Origin of the sequence: Citrobacter sp. U14242 (assembly GCF_046555775.1) — a bacterium.
Classification (GTDB): Bacteria; Pseudomonadota; Gammaproteobacteria; order Enterobacterales; family Enterobacteriaceae; genus Citrobacter.
The window spans coordinates 36,525-52,237 of sequence record NZ_JBKGLW010000003.1 but is presented as its reverse complement, the minus strand read 5'-3'; the positions used below and the strand labels follow the sequence as shown (position 1 = coordinate 52,237).

Sequence of the window (15,713 nt, the reverse complement as noted above, 5' to 3'; positions counted from 1 at the left end):
GAGCGAAGCATAATTTATGCTTAGCAGAGGCTAACTTCACCAGAGAAAACGATGTATTTCTATCAACCGTCGCAGGGACACGGCCTGCCACATGATCCGCTCAATGCCATTATTGGGCCGCGCCCTATTGGGTGGATTGCGTCAAGTGACAGCAACGGTCGGCATAATCTGGCACCGTACAGTTTTTTTAACTGCTTTAACTATCATCCGCCGATTATCGGTTTTGCCAGCAGCGGCTGGAAAGACAGCGTGCAGAACATTATCGAAACAGGTGAGTTTGTCTGGAACCTGACCACCCTTGAGTTGGCCAGTGCGATGAACGAAACGTCGGCCAGTCTGCCTCACGGCGAGGATGAGTTCTTTGCCGCAGGGCTTTGCAAAGCAGAGAGTCGGTTAGTTAATGTGCCGCGTGTGGCACAAAGTCCCGTCAATTTTGAGTGTCGTTTATCTCAGAGCCTGCAATTGACGACCGCAGATGGCACGCTTGTTGACACCTGGCTGATATTGGGTGAAGTGGTCGGTATCCACATTGATGAATCGCTGCTGGAAGAGGGCATCTACCAGACGGCGAAAGCGAACCCGGTACTGCGTGCCGGTGGGCCAGGTGCGTATTATTCAATTGATGAATCACATCGCTTTGATCTGGTGCGTCCGGATGCTCGTCCAAAACGTTAAGCCGTCAGACCGACGCCGGGTTTGCGCGTCGGTCTCCCTGTTTAGTATCCCGTTTTGTCGATAATAAACTGTTTACCGCAGTTACCCGGATGGGGCTGCGGCAGGAATGAACGGGATGATAAAGGCTGGTTGATGGCATCGGCTTTCAATGAAAACTGAATCTCCGTCAGATAAGCGGGGTTGCCGTGACAACTTAGCTTCACTGCTTTGATATTCTCTTTGCCCCAGTTTTTAGCGAATGCGGCGTCAAATGCGCTACGGCTAACCGTTTTACCGTAGTTATCCGCCAGAAACTTGCCCGTCTCGCTACTCTTAATCTCATTGTTCAACCGCACCATGGTGTCGAAGTACGCATCGGGATCAAAACCAAAACAGGCACCATGTTTGGCATATTCATAACGTTCCAGACAAGATGTTCCGCCAGCACCGGGCATGACGGCGCTCAACTTCGCCGCACTTTCCAGTGACAGACCGGTTTCCGGTGCGGCGCATTTACGGCTGGCGCGAGCTTCAGGCAGGTTGGGGATGGGGCGTGTTGCGCAGCCAAAACGCATCCAACGACGATTATCTACACCGCGTGCGGCAATTGAGTTTGGCAGGCTGGGCCACAGGCCATGAACCGTCAGAAAATCTGCTTTATTGTCGGTCTCCTTTTGCAAACGGCATTCGTCAGGCTCCTGACGATTACGCTCATGCTGACTCTGACAAAAACCGGTTTGCCAGGAAAGGGCCAGCACGTAGCTGTCAAAATCGCCGTACTGTTTGGCCTCAAGTTGGGAGGCCCCGGCTACTGAAATCGGCAGCAGAAGCGCTGCCAGTAAAGAAAAAGAACGCCATGTTGATGTCATGATGAATTCGGACACTTATATAAATTCTGAATATCATCTATTTAATCATAAAAAATGCCAGTCAGGTTTAGCTGACTGGCATCATTTTAGCTATGCGTTTTGACTATGTGTAAAGCGCGCGGATTAGCTCCACATTGCCAGAATTGGCCAGCCGACCAGCAGCAGCATTGAGATGTAGATGACACCGAAGATAGCACCCAAACGCCAATAGTCTTTGGATTTCACATAACCACAGCCATAGATGATAACACCAGGGCCAGTTGCATACGGAGTCAGACAGCCCATGATACCGATGGACAGTACCAGCAGGATACACAGATGTTCCATTGGAACGCCCGGGATACCTTTACCTACCGCCAGAATAACCGGCAGCATGGTGGCGGTGTGTGCAGAAAGGCTGGCAAACAGGTAGTGAGCAAAGTAGAACACCAGTACCAGAACGATTACTGTCGCGTTAGGCGAGAAACCTTCCAGATGCGTGCTCATGGTGTTGGCAAACCAGTCGATGAAACCAGAGCGGGTTAAACCGTTGGCCATTACCACCAGAGTGGCAAGGTTGACCAGGGTGTTCCATGCGCTGTTATAGCGAGTAATGTCTTTCCACGGGACAACATGCAGAGCCAGCATCAGGGAGACCGCCAGCAGACCCACTGCGGTAGCGTCAATCAGCTTGCCGCCAAATACCCACAGGCCCAGGCTGAGCAGTACCAGACCGATCAGCGTTATCTCTTTACGGGTCAGTTTACCCATGCCTTTCAGTTCATCGCCGGCCCATGCTGCAACTTCAGCACTGTGGGTGACTTCCGGTTTGTACAGCACGTAAGAAAGCCACGGCGCAACGATCAGCAAAATAATACCGACTGGCAGGAAGCTGAGGAACCACTGCAACCAGCTGATTTGAATTCCAGCGATTTTGTTAACGAATTCCAGACCCAGTACGTTTGGCGCAGCGCCGGTAACGAACATAGAGGAGCTCAGGCTGGTACTGATAACCATCATCCACATCAGATATCCGCCGATACGGCGTGCGGAAGGATCGTTAGGGAAGGATTTGAACAGCGGCGGCAGGTTTTTGATAACCGGGAACACTGTACCACCGGTACGCGCGGTGTTGGACGGTGTAAACGGTGCCAGCAGGATGTCGATAATAACAATCGCATAGCCCAGCGTCAGGGTACGTTTACCCATGAATTTCACCAGGAACAGTGCGATACGACGACCCAGACCGGTGACTTCATAACCCAGTGCGAAAATAAATGCACCGAACACCAACCATACGGTGGTGCTGGAGAAGCCTGCCAGACCCCATTTCAGCGCTTGCTTACCCGCTTTAAACGCCGGATCAGCCAGTTCGGAAGCATCAAACAGCAGGTAGTTGCTGCCAATAACGCAGATCGTGACGGCGATAAAGCTGATCGCTGTTGCCGGGATTGGCTCGAGGATCATACCGACGATCATTGCCACAAACACGGCAAAGTAGTGCCAGGCCTGTGGAGGCATTCCATCAGGGACGGGGATTAGAAACATGACACCCATCACGACCAATGGGGCCAGTAACTTCCAAATTTTATCTTTTGCTAAAGACATGTGTGTGATTCTCCGGAAAGGATCTTTAATTGTGATAATGATGAACTTGCGAAATCTGAGCTAAGAACCAGGTGACGATCAGCAGATCGGCGCAGCCTCCAGGACTGAGGTTGCGTTCGATGCACTGTTGGTCGAACTGGCGTAGGTAATGGAGATCGGCAGGGGTACGAATTCCCCCTTGCTGCAATAATGTGGTGGCCTGCTGTTGTATCCACCGCAGACCCTCGGCGCCGCCACGTGAAGCCACGTTGGTGTCGCCATTGATAGACATCAGCAGCAATAATGTGTCGAGTAATGCCAGTTCAGGGTCGCGGCCCTGAGTCAGCAGTGCGCGGTAGTGCGGCAGGGCATGCTGAATGACGAGCGGGTATCCCGCCTCGGCCTCGCCCCGTGCGCCGGTTAATCCCAGTTGCTGATAAAGACGTTGGCCAGCCGTGAGTTGTTGATTGTTCTGGCGCAGTTCGCGCTCGGTCAGGCCACGGCAAAAGGTTGCTGCCGTAGAGCAAATGGTTTCAGCGGTAACAGTCAGTTGGAGCTGGTGCAGGCGGCCAATGGCGGCACACAGCAGTCCCAGAGAAAAGATGCTGCCTTTATGGGTGTTCACCCCAGCGGTGGCGCGAAACATATCGGCTTCGCAGGCCATACCCAGCGGACGCAGTCCTTTCAGTACATCTTCGGGGGACAACTGCGCGCTGAATGCGCCGTATTCGATAAAACGTGGCAGCCAGGCCTGGATAGCCTCTGCGCTGCGATGAAAATCTTCCAGCGCCATATCTTTATGTGCGCCGTTATTAATGCGATCCACCAGACCCGGTTTGGGCGATAAGTTGACTTCAGTCAGCATGGCGCGCCAGGCAAGCGTGGCGTAGGCGTCGGGCAGATCCAGTGGAAGGACTGCGTTATTCGTCGATGTTGCGGGAATCGGCATCATGCAGCAGTGCCTCCATTTGAATGAGTAAGTCGGAAAGCGCGTGGGTTTTACCCCGCGCACATTCGGCAGCGCTTTGCTCGCACAACAGACAGCGGCGGGCAGGAAGCGCGAAATGACGGCGGGACAGGATTTCTCCTTCAGGGGTCAGGACATCGATGTCCCATAACCGTCCCAGCGGATGTGAATGCTCAAGCTCGATAGTGGCGAGCTTGAGGTCGTGGGCTGGCGCCTCGATGGACAACAGACCTTCCGGACCGCTGGCGGAGACCAGCGCAGTTTGCTCCCTGACAATCCAGGATGATTGTTTCGCCAGCGCACGCAAAGCGGTCACACCGTGATTAAAGATGCGACGGGTTAATTCGCTGTCTTTGATCGGGCCTGGCGCTACCACGGTAAAAGAGACCAGTGGCGCGTGATGACGCGTGAGCCAGGCATTTTGCCTCGCTTGTCTCTCATCACGGCTGGCGAGCAGCTCGGGAATGGAAACCGCGTGGCTGGTGGCGTGTTCAGGGAGCAGGTGCATGGCTTATTCCTTCACCTGATGCACAACGTCAATCACTGAACCATCGCGGTAACGTACGACGGCAATGACGCGGTCGGTGAATTCGATTGCGCGTGGCTGGCCGGTAAGTTGCTGCGCACGTTCGCGCAACCATTCAATGGACACCACTTTCATGCCAGCTTCTTGCAGACGTTCTGCCAGCTCAGGGCGTGCAGGGTTGACGGCGATACCGTGGTCAGTGACCAGGATATCAACGCTGGAACCCGGGGTTACGCAGGTCAGGACGTTATCAACCAGCGTCGGGATGCGCCCACGAACCAGCGGTGCGACGATGATGGAAAGCGCTGCGGCAACCGCTGTATCACAGTGGCCACCGGATGCGCCGCGCAGTACGCCGTCAGAACCGGTCAGTACGTTAACGTTGAAGTTGGTATCCACTTCAAGCGCGCTCAGTACCACGACATCCAGACGATCGACAGAGGCGCCTTTTGAGCCCCAGTTGGCATACTGGTTAGCACTGATTTCAATGTGATTTGGGTTGCGTGCCAGAGATTCTGCCGCATTACGGTCGAAGCTCTGCACATCCAGCAGTTTGCGGATTAAGCCTTTCTCATGCAGGTCAACGATGGTGGCAGTGATGCCGCCCAGCGCAAAGTCAGCACGGATGTCGCGGCTGCGCATTTTGTCTTCCAGGAAACGGGTAACGGCCAGAGACGCGCCGCCGGTTCCTGTCTGCAATGAAAAACCTTCTTTGAAGTAGCCGGAGTTAGCAATAACGTCTGCTGCGCTGCGGGCGATCAGCAGTTCACGTGGGTTGGTGGTCATGCGGGTCGCATCAGCACCAATTTTGTCAGCATCACCGACCTGGTCGATTTGTACAATCAGATCCACCTGATCCTGGGTAATGCTGGCTGGGTTATGCGGGTAGGTCAGCAGTTGTTCGGTCAGCAGGACAACCTGTTTTGCGTTTTCAGCATCGACACGAGCGTAGCCCAGTGAGCCACAGCAGGCTTTACCTGTGTAACCGTTGGCGTTACCAAACGGATCGCAGGACGGCACGCCGAGGAAGGCGACATCAATGTTGAGCTCGCCGCTTTGTACCAGGTGTACACGACCACCGTGAGAGTGGACCTGAACAGGTTCGGCCAGCAGACCGCGGGAGATCTCTTCTGCCAGCGGGCCACGCAGACCAGAAGTATAAATACGGGTGACGACACCCTGACGAATGTGTTCAACCAGCGGAGCATGGCAGTCGCTCAGGGAACTGGAAGCCAGCGTCAGGTTTTTAAAGCCCATTGCCGCGATGGTATCCATCACCAGGTTGATCGTCAGATCACCACCCCGGAAAGCGTGGTGGAAGGAGATGGTCATGCCATCCTGTAAGCCTGAACGGCGAATGGCCTCTTCCAGGTTAGCGCACAGCTTTTTGTTACGCGGTTTTTGCGCCTGTAATTCAACTTTTGCAGTGCTCTGATAAGCGGAAAGCTCGCTTTCTGCATGACGGCTCCAGGTCGCCACGCGATCCTGTCGTTGAGACTGTTCGATTTTCTGCGTCATTTTTTTGCCTTATTCTTCGCGAATGCCGGAAAGTTCTGCACGGGAGATAACCAGAAGGGCGCGCTCGATAACCGGGCTGTCGACCATCTTGCCGTTCAGGGAAACGACGCCACGGCCTTCACGGGCGGCGGCTTCAGCGGCTTCTACCACCAGACGTGCGTGAGCCAGCTCTTTGCGTGTCGGGGCATACAGGTTGTGCAGGAGTTCAATCTGACGCGGGTTGATGAGCGACTTACCATCAAAACCCAGTTGCTTGATGTGTGCTGCTTCGTGCAGGAAACCCGCTTCGTTATTGGCATCGGAATAGACGGTATCGAACGCCTGAATGCCGGCGGAACGCGCAGCCTGCAGAATTGAGCAACGTGCAAACAGCAGTTCGGTACCTTCCGGGGAGCGTTCGGTACGCAGGTTACGTACGTAGTCTTCTGCGCCGAGGGCAATACCGATCAGACGCTCGGAAGCGTGGGCAATTTCTACCGCGCGGGTAATACCTAATGGTGATTCGATAGCGGCTAACAGACCGGTGCTGCCGGGTTCACGACCACAGGCGTTTTCAATACGCAGGATTTCGCTTTCGATATCGGTGACATCCTGGGCGGTATCCGTTTTGGGTAAACGCACGATGTCAGCGCCACCGCGTACGACGGCTTCGAGGTCATTGATGCCCCATTCGGAGTCGAGGGCGTTAACGCGCACGATAGTTTCAACATCGTGATACAGCGGATGCTGCAGCGCGTGATATACCATGCGGCGCGCAGTGTCTTTCTCACGCAGTGCGACGGAGTCTTCCAGGTCGAACATCAGCGCATCTGCCGGGTAGATGAATGAGTTGCTGACCATTGCGGCGTTAGCGCCTGGTACGAACAACATGCTGCGACGTGTGCGGGATTTACGTTGTTGTAAAGAATCGGAAATCATTGGCAATCCTCCCATGGCAGTGCCGGAATGCCGCTGGCGCGGGCCAGTAATGCTTCCAGTCGCGCACGTAAAATGCAGTCCAGTGCGCCTTTATCATCAACATTTAATTGCACGCCGCGGACGTTATAGCGGGACAGAACGTCCAGAATGGTGGCCCTGATGGCATCACCGAACTGCTTTTCGACGCTACTGTTAACCTGCAGGTCAATATCCTGCGTATCGAGCGGGGCGATGCGGATCATCACATCACCGGACTCGAGAGTGCCTGCGACGGCTGCCTGGTTTATTTTCATTTTTCACCTGTTGCTAATGCGGGGGTATTTTGGCGGACTGTCGCAGCCGATGAGGTTCGCTCAACCATGTTTTGCAAGTAGTGCAGCGTGGCTTCGGGAACCAGGGATGCGATAGCCGTGAGATCTTTTTTAACCAGCAGCTTGCGCACCCAGGAGGCGGAAATCGGCATCTCCTGGAAACACAGCCGCTCAATTTCCACCAGTTCAATCGGCGGGGCGGGAAGTGTTGGGGTCTCCAGCCAGTAGCGCATATCGTTGTTGTACTGGGAGGTGACGGTGCAATACGGCTCAGTACCGACGAAACGGTGTGTAACGCCGAGTGCCGGTGCCAGGTACTGACGGAAAATTTTCAGGTCTATTTCGGTATAGCAGTGGTTAATAACGCTCTGCTCTTTAATGAAGTAGCACGGGAACGTGGCGCGAGAGATGATGTATTCCGAACCGCGGTGTACGGTTAAACGTGGAATATCTTTTGTCCCTTTGAGTACCAGGTCCAGTCGGTCTTCATATGGGAAACGCGAGGTATCTTCTTTCACCAAAAACACATGCAGCCAGTCGCACTGTGCGGCGGCTTGTTGGATCAGAAAACGGTGCCCGTTGGTGAAGGGGTTGGCGTTCATCACGATACAGCCAATTTTTTTCCCTTCACGGCGCTGTTTTGTCAGTGATTCAGCGTAACGTTTAAGGCGAGTGGTGCTGTTTTCCATCAACACCATAATGCCGGGCACGCTGGTCAGCGTCGAAAAACCGCACTGCTTAAACAGTGACTCATACTCGGTTTTGGTATAGATGAAGAGATGGGTGCAATGCCGCTCGTACGCGAGGTTGATTAACTCAGTCGCCAGCGTCAGCGCTAAGCCTTCACCGCGAACGGATTCACAGATCGCGACGCATTTAATGATATTGCCGGCGATACCGCCACAAGCGATCAGGCGGTCGTTACGGGTGACGGTGATAAATACTTCGACGGTGGTATCAACGCTCAAATCGTTCTCTTTCAGAAATTGAGCGATAACCGCCATCTTTTTATTTTCTGAGCGTTTAACTTGCGTGAATATATTATTACCGAACATAGTAAATAGAGCCCCGATGGTATATTTGTTACTGGGTTTCTGTTTTTGTTGCTCTGTTTAGCAACCTGATAACGTTTTGTTTGCAATTGAAGGGAATGTTTTTTTATTACGGAGTATTTCTTTTTTTCCCTGCTGCATACATCGTAAGGAGTATTTTGGAGGTAAATTTTGATTTATTTCACAATAAGTTAGATGGTTTTTATGTGTTTTATGGTTTTAAGTTTTTTAATTAATTTAACCCGGAAATAGCGTGTGGTTTTTATTTGTTTAATTGATTTAAAGTGGGGAATCTGTAACGATCCTATTTTAGGCCGTGACTTGTAAATAAAACATTTTTATTACAAATACAACGAAAAATAAGTTTCGGTTAACGTCGGTGAGGAAAAAACATGTCGGAAAAGAAAAATAAAACACGGTTTCCTTTTTTTCGCAGCCTGGCGTTTCCGTTGCGTATCTTTCTACTCATTCTGGTCGTTTCTGTTTTTATCATCGCGGCATTAGCACAATACTTTACCGCCAGCTTTGAAGATTATCTGGCAACGCATGTCCGTGATATGGCAATGAATCAGGCGAAAATTATCGCCTCGAACGACAGCATTATTACTGCTGTGAAGCACCGTGATTACAAGCGTCTGGCAACGATAGCGGATAAGTTGCAGAGCGGGACTGACTTTGACTATGTGGTTATCGGTGATACCCACTCGATCCGTCTTTATCACCCTAATCCGGATAAAATTGGCTACCCCATGCAGTTCACCAAACCCGGAGCACTGGAGAAAGGGGAAAGCTACTTTATTACCGGTAAAGGGTCTATCGGGATGGCGATGCGCGCCAAAACCCCTATCTTTGATGATGATGGTAAAATCATCGGTGTTGTCTCAATTGGCTACCTGATCAGTAAAATCGACAGCTGGCGCTCGGATTTCTTACTTCCGATGGCAGGGGTGTTCATTCTATTGTTACTGGTGCTTATGTTACTTTCCTGGTTTTTTGCCGCCCATATTCGACGCCAGATGTTGGGTATGGAACCCAAACAAATCGCGCGGGTAGTACGTCAGCAGGAGGCGCTGTTTAGCTCAGTGTACGAAGGCTTAATTGCTGTTGACCCTGAAGGGTGTATTACGGCGATAAACCGCAGTGCGAGAAAAATGCTGGGGCTTTCGTCGCCTGGACGTAAGTGGTTGGGCAAGCCGATTGCAGACGTTGTTCAGCCTGCAGACTTTTTTACCCAGCAGATTGCGGAAAAGCGTCAGGATGCGATGGTTAACTTTAATGGGTTGAGTGTTATTGCCAACCGCGAGGCTATCCGCTCAGGCGATGAACTGCTCGGGGCTATCATCAGCTTTCGTAGCAAAGATGAAATTGCGACCCTGAATGCCCAGCTAACACAAATCAAACAGTATGTAGAAAGTCTGAGAACGCTACGTCATGAACACCTGAACTGGATGTCCACCATCAATGGTCTGCTACAAATGAAAGAGTATGACCGGGTGCTGGCTATGGTTCAGGGAGAGTCGCAGGCACAGCAGCAACTCATTGATAGCCTGCGCGGTGCTTTCGCCGATCGCCAGGTTGCGGGCCTGCTGTTTGGCAAGGTACAGCGTGCGCGGGAACTGGGCCTCACAATGACCATTGTACCTGGCAGTCAACTGCATAAACTTCCTGAGGGATTGGATAGCACAGAGTTTGCAGCAATTGTTGGTAATCTGCTTGATAATGCTTTTGAAGCCAGTTTGCGTACCCAGCAGGGTAACAAGGTCGTTGAACTCTATCTGAGCGATGAGGGCGATGAGGTGATCATCGAAGTCGCCGATCAAGGTTGTGGCGTACCGGAAGCATTGCGCGAAAAAATTTTTGAACAGGGTGTGAGCACTCGTACCGATGAACCAGGCGAACATGGCATCGGTTTGTATCTGATTGCAAGTTATGTGAGGCGCTGTAATGGGGTTATTACGCTCGAAGATAATGATCCCTGCGGTACCTTATTTTCTTTATTTCTTCCGAAAGTGAAAAAAAACAATGACGGAACCATTAACGCTGTTGATCGTTGAGGATGAAACGCTACTGGCGGAAATGCATGCTGAATATATCCGCCATATACCCGGTTTCAGCCAGATATGGCTGGCGGGTAATCTTGAGCAAGCAAGGATGATGATTGAGCGCTTCAAGCCAGGTCTGATTCTTCTGGATAACTACTTGCCGGATGGCAAGGGCATAACTCTGTTACACGAGCTGACTCAGGCACGCTACCCTGGCGGCGTGGTGTTTACCACGGCGGCCAGTGATATGGATACGGTCTCAGAAGCCGTACGCAGCGGAGCGTTTGATTATCTGGTTAAACCCATAGCCTACGAGCGACTGGGGCAGACGCTTACCCGGTATCAGCAACGCAGAAGAATGCTGGCAGGTAATGACAGTGCCAGCCAAAAACAGATTGATGAAATGTTTAATGCCTATGCGCGCGGTGAGCCGAAAGGGGATTTGCCGACAGGGATCGACGCGCTAACGCTGAATGCGGTACTGAAGTTGTTTGCTGACCCGACGGTGCATCATACTGCGGAAACGATCGCCCAGGCGCTTACCATCAGCCGTACAACATCCAGACGTTACCTCGAGTACTGTGCCAGCCGCCATTTGATCATTGCGGAGATTATTCACGGGAAGGTAGGTAGACCGCAACGTATTTACCACGGCGGCTAATACACGTCATCTTTTAAGCTGCCTCCTTGTTGGCTGCGCGAAGAAACCCCAGTTACATAGTTATCTATGCTCCTGGGGATGTCTTCATTTGCCGCCTCGATGCAGCTTAAATGGTTTTGTGTATCACGGTCAGATAATGAAAGCTATCGTCAACCGCCAATCAGGGCGGAGGTCGCTGGTACCATCACCTCAGTGGCGATAATCACAATCAGCAGTCCGACCATCACCGGAACAGAAGTCCGTTTTACGACTTCAAACGGTGAAATCTTCGCCATCCCCGCGACAGCCACAACCACACCGGATACCGGGGAGATTGTGCGTCCGAGGTTTGACGCCTGCAGCATTGGGATCGAAAGGTAGGCAGGGTTGATACCGGAAGAGTGCGCCAGTTTTGGGATCATCTCAACGAAGGCGTAGAAAGGCGCGTTACCGGAGCCTGTGGTCATTGCGGCCAGCATGGTCAGAATCACCAGGACCAGCATCAGAATAATACTCGCGGAACCAAATGAGGTGGCGATAGAGATCAGGCTCTGAATAAAGCCAATGGTGCTCAGACCCTGCGCAAATACACCGGCTGCAACTAATAGCATGACGACGTTAGCAAAGGCATCTGCCATTCCACGGTAGGCGACTTCCAGACCTGAGAAAACCTTCTGGGTGTTGAATCCGCGGATGAACTCCAGCACTGCGGCAATAAGCATGCACAGCACCAGAATCGTGATGATGTGCAGTTGCGGACCCCATTTACCATCAAAAATCAGTACACCGACGATCGGGGTAAACGGCAGAATGGCGTAAAACGAGGGGGCTGTGGTGGTGATTTCTGCCACATCTAACATTTCGTGAGAGATGTTCTCTTTTTTATCCAGATAGCGCTGCCAGAAGTAATGGGCAATCGCCATACCAATAATGGCAGCAATGGAAATCGGCAGCGTGGTTTTAAACGCGAAGTCGATCAGTGGCATTTCCGCTGCTTTTGCAGCCAGCACGACATCCCCGGAAGTGGGGGAAAGAATGATTGCGGCAGGGGAGGCGCAAATAGCCGCCGCTGCACCACGACTGATCCCAACGTTAACCATGACCGGAAAGAGTGTCGCCATCAACAGTACGCCCAGTCCGGTTGCCGAAGAGACGGCCAGTGACATCAGGCAGGCAACAAAATAGGCGGCAATCATTAGCATGTAAGGCGAGTTGATATATTGCAGGGGTTTGGAGGCCAGCTTAACGACCATATCGTTTGCGCCGATATGCGTCATGTAGGCGGCAAAACCACACAGCATCATAATCATCATGCCAAGGTCGCCGCCGCGGCTCATCAGCAAAATTTTAATATATTCAACAATATCTGTCGCAGTATAGCCGGTGCTTTCGGCACTGCCGGGCAGAACTTTATGTCCCATCAGGGCGCTGATAATCAATAAAACCAGGCCCCCGACAAACAATACGCCGGTCGCGGAATAACCTTTAATGATGTAGCGAGCTACACCCACAATAACAACGACTCCAATAAGGAGTTCTATAAATGTCAACATTGTTTCCCCTGTCATATTGACGCCCGGAAAGTAAAAAAACTAAAAAAAGCATAAAGTGGTGTGAGAATGTGCCTAATAAACACCGGCCCCTTGCTGATTAAAATCAATAAAAATACGGATTCAACCGATGGCGCAGGCGTTTTTTCAACATAGCGGATGAAAAGGGAGTACTGCAATCAAAAACTGTGAAACACTCTGGTTTTATGTGTTATTTTGCTTTGTAATGATGCATTAATGTTAATTTATTGTAATTTAATTTGGTGTTTTTGCGTAAAGGAAGCAGATTAATAGAAATAAGAATGCGTGTCATATGTAAAAGCCATAATAAATATAATGATAATAATCCGGAGATTATATGTGGAGAATATTCTGATTTTTTATTTGCGCATCTTTGTTAAGCTAACATTAAGGTTTTGTTTGCTACAATTAATACTAACTCCCAGGATGGTAATTAAGTCGTGATTGTCGCTAAACGTTATTTTCTCATTTTTTCATTTCTTTTTATTCAGTTAGCCTTTATTCCCCAGGTGTTTGCTGAGGATAAAGGGTGGTTTGATACTTTTAAAGATAATGTCAGTGAAACCTGGCAGCAGCCCGAACATTATGATCTGTATGTGCCGGCCATTACCTGGCATGCGCGTTTTGCCTACGATAAAGAGAAAACCGATCGGTACAACGAACGTCCCTGGGGGGCAGGATTTGGTCAGTCCCGTTGGGATGATAAAGGTAATTGGCACGGGCTTTATATTATGGCCTTCAAGGACTCCTTCAATAAATGGGAGCCGATTGGCGGCTATGGCTGGGAAAAAACCTGGCGACCGCTGGCCGATGATAATTTCCGTCTTGGACTGGGCTATACAGCTGGTTTCACCGCGCGCGATAACTGGAACTATATTCCCGTGCCATTGATCCTGCCGTTGGCATCGATAGGCTATGGCCCGGCAACGTTCCAGATGACCTACATTCCGGGTACGTATAACAACGGAAATGTCTACTTTGCCTGGATGCGTTTCCAGTTTTGACAGACTACCTGTATTGTCAGGTGGATTATTGTAAACTTGTTTAAAAACAGATGGATACGTTGTTTGTCTGAAAAATAACGCGACATTTATCACTTTTTGACAAAGTTCGACTGGACAAAGTGCACCACAATTGTTGTACTGATACCCGACACAGCATTTGTGTCTATTTTTCATGTAAAGGTAATTTTGATGTCTAAGATTAAAGGTAACGTTAAGTGGTTTAATGAGTCCAAAGGATTCGGTTTCATTACTCCGGAAGATGGCAGCAAAGACGTGTTCGTACACTTCTCTGCAATCCAGACCAATGGTTTTAAAACTCTGGCTGAAGGTCAGCGCGTAGAGTTCGAAATCACTAACGGTGCCAAAGGCCCTTCTGCTGCAAACGTAATCGCTCTGTAAGCATACGACAGCAAGAATTCAAAACCCGCTTAATTGCGGGTTTTTTTTCGTTTAGTGTGCAGGAGAGGCAGAAACCAGCCAGAATGCCAGAGCCGTCATCGCAAATGACCCCAACAGGTTAACCAGCACATTCACCATTGCCCAACCAAAGCGTCCTTCCTGCAGCAAAAATACCACTTCTGCCGAGAAGGTTGAAAACGTCGTCAATCCCCCGCAGAAACCGGTGGTAATGAGCACTTTCCACATGGGATCAATGTTTGTCATGCGGTTAAACCACGCCAGCCCCATGCCAATGATAAACGCGCCAATCAGATTTGCTGCCAGCGTACCGAATGGGATGGCCTGATGTAGCGGATTGAACCGCATGCTTAACATCCATCTTGCTACGCTTCCTGTACCGCCACCGATAAAAACTGCTAAAAGGAGTTGTAACACTGCGTAATCCTGCTATTTGATTGTATATAGCGTGAGTGTAACGCCGAATAATCGCTGTTGGCGAGCTTAACCAATTTTTCTGGAGGGAATATGTTTGTTGCAGCAGGGCAATTTGCCGTGGGTCCCTCGTGGGAAAAAAATGCGGAAACGTGTGTCCAGTTGATGTCTCAGGCCGCAGGAGAAGGAGCCTCTCTGTTGGTCTTGCCGGAAGCGCTGTTGGCCCGTGACGATCTCGACCCCGACCTATCGGTGAAGTCGGCTCAGCTACTGGAGGGCGGTTTTTTGACGCGGCTACAGCAAGAGAGCGCGCAAAACGAGATGACGACGATTCTGACGATTCATGTTCCCTCTGTGCCTGGCCGGGCGTTGAACATGCTGGTTGCGCTACGGGGAGGCCGGGTTGTTGCTCACTACGCAAAATTACATCTCTATGATGCCTTTTCGATTCAGGAGTCGCGGAATGTCGATGCAGGTGAGGCTGTAGCGCCATTGCTGGACGTAGACGGATTAAAGATAGGGTTAATGACCTGCTATGACCTGCGCTTTCCTGAGCTGGCATTGGCGCTCGCGTTACAGGGGGCTGAAATTCTGGTCTTACCGGCTGCCTGGGTTCGTGGTTCGCTGAAAGAGCATCATTGGACAACGCTGCTGGCGGCAAGGGCCCTTGATGCAACCTGTTATGTGGTTGCAGCAGGGGAGTGTGGTAACAAGAATATCGGTCAAAGCCGGGTTATCGATCCGTTTGGTGTGACGATTGCCGCTGCGGCGGAAACGCCCGCGCTGATAATGACGGAGGTTTCTGCTGAGCGGGTGAGGCAGGTCAGGGCGCAACTTCCGGTGTTACGTAACCGCCGCTTTGCGCCACCGCAATTATTATGACGTTTTTTTAAACAAGGCTTGATTCACCTTGTTACAGATTGCTATTGTGTGCGCGCGTCGAAAGGCCGTTAATATTCTCAGGTTAATATGGCGCTTTATGCAGCCTGGTTTAAGTTAAGAAGGTATCTATGGGTGAGATTAGTATTACCAAACTGCTGGTGGTTGCCGCACTGGTCGTTCTGCTGTTTGGTACCAAGAAGTTACGTACACTGGGTGGAGACCTGGGAACGGCAATTAAAGGCTTCAAGAAAGCGATGAACGATGATAATGCCGATGCTAAGAAAGATGCTGACGGTAGCGTTCAGACAGAGAAGCTTTCCCATAAAGAGTAATGTCAGGAGCACGATGCTCATACTGCATAC

The 15,713-nt window shown here is 51.0% G+C and carries 17 protein-coding genes; 7 read left to right on the top strand and 10 right to left on the bottom strand.

The window, feature by feature from the left end; all coding sequences use genetic code 11:
- Positions 1–51: 51 nt before the first annotated feature.
- Complete coding sequence (locus tag ACLJXE_RS05275) at positions 52–675, top strand: flavin reductase family protein (RefSeq protein ID WP_410750283.1); 624 nt, start codon at positions 52–54, stop codon at positions 673–675.
- Between the two features lie 41 nt (positions 676–716).
- Here the strand turns inward: ACLJXE_RS05275 and rna are convergent, their stop codons facing one another.
- From rna to citC, 8 genes are all read right to left on the bottom strand, one after another.
- On the bottom strand, positions 717–1,523 hold the full coding sequence (gene rna, locus ACLJXE_RS05270; protein ID WP_410750282.1) for a ribonuclease I: 807 nt from the start codon (positions 1,521–1,523) through the stop codon (positions 717–719).
- A 123-nt stretch (positions 1,524–1,646) separates the two neighbouring features.
- Entirely contained in the window at positions 1,647–3,110 is a 1,464-nt protein-coding gene (gene citT / locus ACLJXE_RS05265) for a citrate/succinate antiporter CitT (protein ID WP_003022114.1), read from the bottom strand.
- A gap of 25 nt (positions 3,111–3,135) precedes the next feature.
- Positions 3,136–4,041, bottom strand: a complete 906-nt coding sequence (gene citG / locus ACLJXE_RS05260) for a triphosphoribosyl-dephospho-CoA synthase CitG (protein WP_271442587.1) — start codon at positions 4,039–4,041, stop codon at positions 3,136–3,138.
- Complete coding sequence (gene citX / locus ACLJXE_RS05255; RefSeq protein WP_410750281.1) at positions 4,010–4,564, bottom strand: citrate lyase holo-[acyl-carrier protein] synthase; 555 nt, start codon at positions 4,562–4,564, stop codon at positions 4,010–4,012. The genes citG and citX overlap by 32 nt, the downstream gene beginning before the upstream one ends.
- Before the next feature lie 3 nt (positions 4,565–4,567).
- Positions 4,568–6,100: a citrate lyase subunit alpha gene (gene citF / locus ACLJXE_RS05250; protein WP_410750280.1), complete on the bottom strand. Its 1,533-nt coding sequence runs from the start codon at positions 6,098–6,100 to the stop codon at positions 4,568–4,570.
- Positions 6,101–6,109: 9 nt separating this feature from the next.
- Entirely contained in the window at positions 6,110–7,018 is a 909-nt protein-coding gene (locus ACLJXE_RS05245) for an aldolase/citrate lyase family protein (protein WP_137384520.1), read from the bottom strand.
- Positions 7,015–7,311 carry a citrate lyase acyl carrier protein gene (citD, locus tag ACLJXE_RS05240; RefSeq protein WP_005120843.1) on the bottom strand — a complete coding sequence of 99 codons (297 nt, stop codon included), beginning with the start codon at positions 7,309–7,311 and terminating at the stop codon, positions 7,015–7,017. Before citD ends, ACLJXE_RS05245 begins: the two co-directional genes overlap by 4 nt.
- A complete protein-coding gene (gene citC, locus ACLJXE_RS05235) occupies positions 7,308–8,384 on the bottom strand; it encodes a [citrate (pro-3S)-lyase] ligase (protein WP_410750279.1) in 1,077 nt (358 codons plus the stop codon). The genes citD and citC overlap by 4 nt, the downstream gene beginning before the upstream one ends.
- A gap of 389 nt (positions 8,385–8,773) precedes the next feature.
- On the opposite strand from citC, the gene dpiB reads away from it, so the two are divergent.
- Positions 8,774–10,435: a sensor histidine kinase DpiB gene (dpiB, locus tag ACLJXE_RS05230; RefSeq protein WP_410750278.1), complete on the top strand. Its 1,662-nt coding sequence runs from the start codon at positions 8,774–8,776 to the stop codon at positions 10,433–10,435.
- On the top strand, positions 10,404–11,084 hold the full coding sequence (gene dpiA, locus ACLJXE_RS05225) for a two-component response regulator DpiA (RefSeq protein ID WP_271442590.1): 681 nt from the start codon (positions 10,404–10,406) through the stop codon (positions 11,082–11,084). The genes dpiB and dpiA overlap by 32 nt, the downstream gene beginning before the upstream one ends.
- 149 nt (positions 11,085–11,233) lie before the next feature.
- On the opposite strand, the gene dcuC is transcribed toward dpiA, so the two are convergent.
- Entirely contained in the window at positions 11,234–12,616 is a 1,383-nt protein-coding gene (gene dcuC, locus ACLJXE_RS05220) for an anaerobic C4-dicarboxylate transporter DcuC (RefSeq protein ID WP_137384517.1), read from the bottom strand.
- A 458-nt stretch (positions 12,617–13,074) separates the two neighbouring features.
- Here dcuC and pagP point away from each other — a divergent pair, with 458 nt between their 5' ends.
- Together pagP and cspE are read left to right on the top strand one after the other, a co-directional pair.
- The gene (gene pagP, locus ACLJXE_RS05215; RefSeq protein ID WP_369124578.1) at positions 13,075–13,638 is read left to right on the top strand and encodes a lipid IV(A) palmitoyltransferase PagP; all 564 of its coding nucleotides are present in this window, start codon (positions 13,075–13,077) and stop codon (positions 13,636–13,638) included.
- A 189-nt stretch (positions 13,639–13,827) separates the two neighbouring features.
- Positions 13,828–14,037, top strand: coding sequence for a transcription antiterminator/RNA stability regulator CspE (gene cspE, locus ACLJXE_RS05210; RefSeq protein ID WP_000034825.1), 210 nt, complete (start codon positions 13,828–13,830; stop codon positions 14,035–14,037).
- Between the two features lie 51 nt (positions 14,038–14,088).
- Here the strand turns inward: cspE and crcB are convergent, their stop codons facing one another.
- Positions 14,089–14,472 (bottom strand): fluoride efflux transporter CrcB, encoded by a 384-nt coding sequence (gene crcB / locus ACLJXE_RS05205; RefSeq protein ID WP_043015566.1) that lies wholly within the window; start codon positions 14,470–14,472, stop codon positions 14,089–14,091.
- Positions 14,473–14,562: 90 nt separating this feature from the next.
- Here crcB and ACLJXE_RS05200 point away from each other — a divergent pair, with 90 nt between their 5' ends.
- The gene (locus tag ACLJXE_RS05200; RefSeq protein ID WP_410750277.1) at positions 14,563–15,351 is read left to right on the top strand and encodes a deaminated glutathione amidase; all 789 of its coding nucleotides are present in this window, start codon (positions 14,563–14,565) and stop codon (positions 15,349–15,351) included.
- A gap of 128 nt (positions 15,352–15,479) precedes the next feature.
- Positions 15,480–15,683, top strand: a complete 204-nt coding sequence (tatE, locus tag ACLJXE_RS05195; protein WP_048212302.1) for a twin-arginine translocase subunit TatE — start codon at positions 15,480–15,482, stop codon at positions 15,681–15,683.
- Positions 15,684–15,713 lie beyond the last annotated feature (30 nt).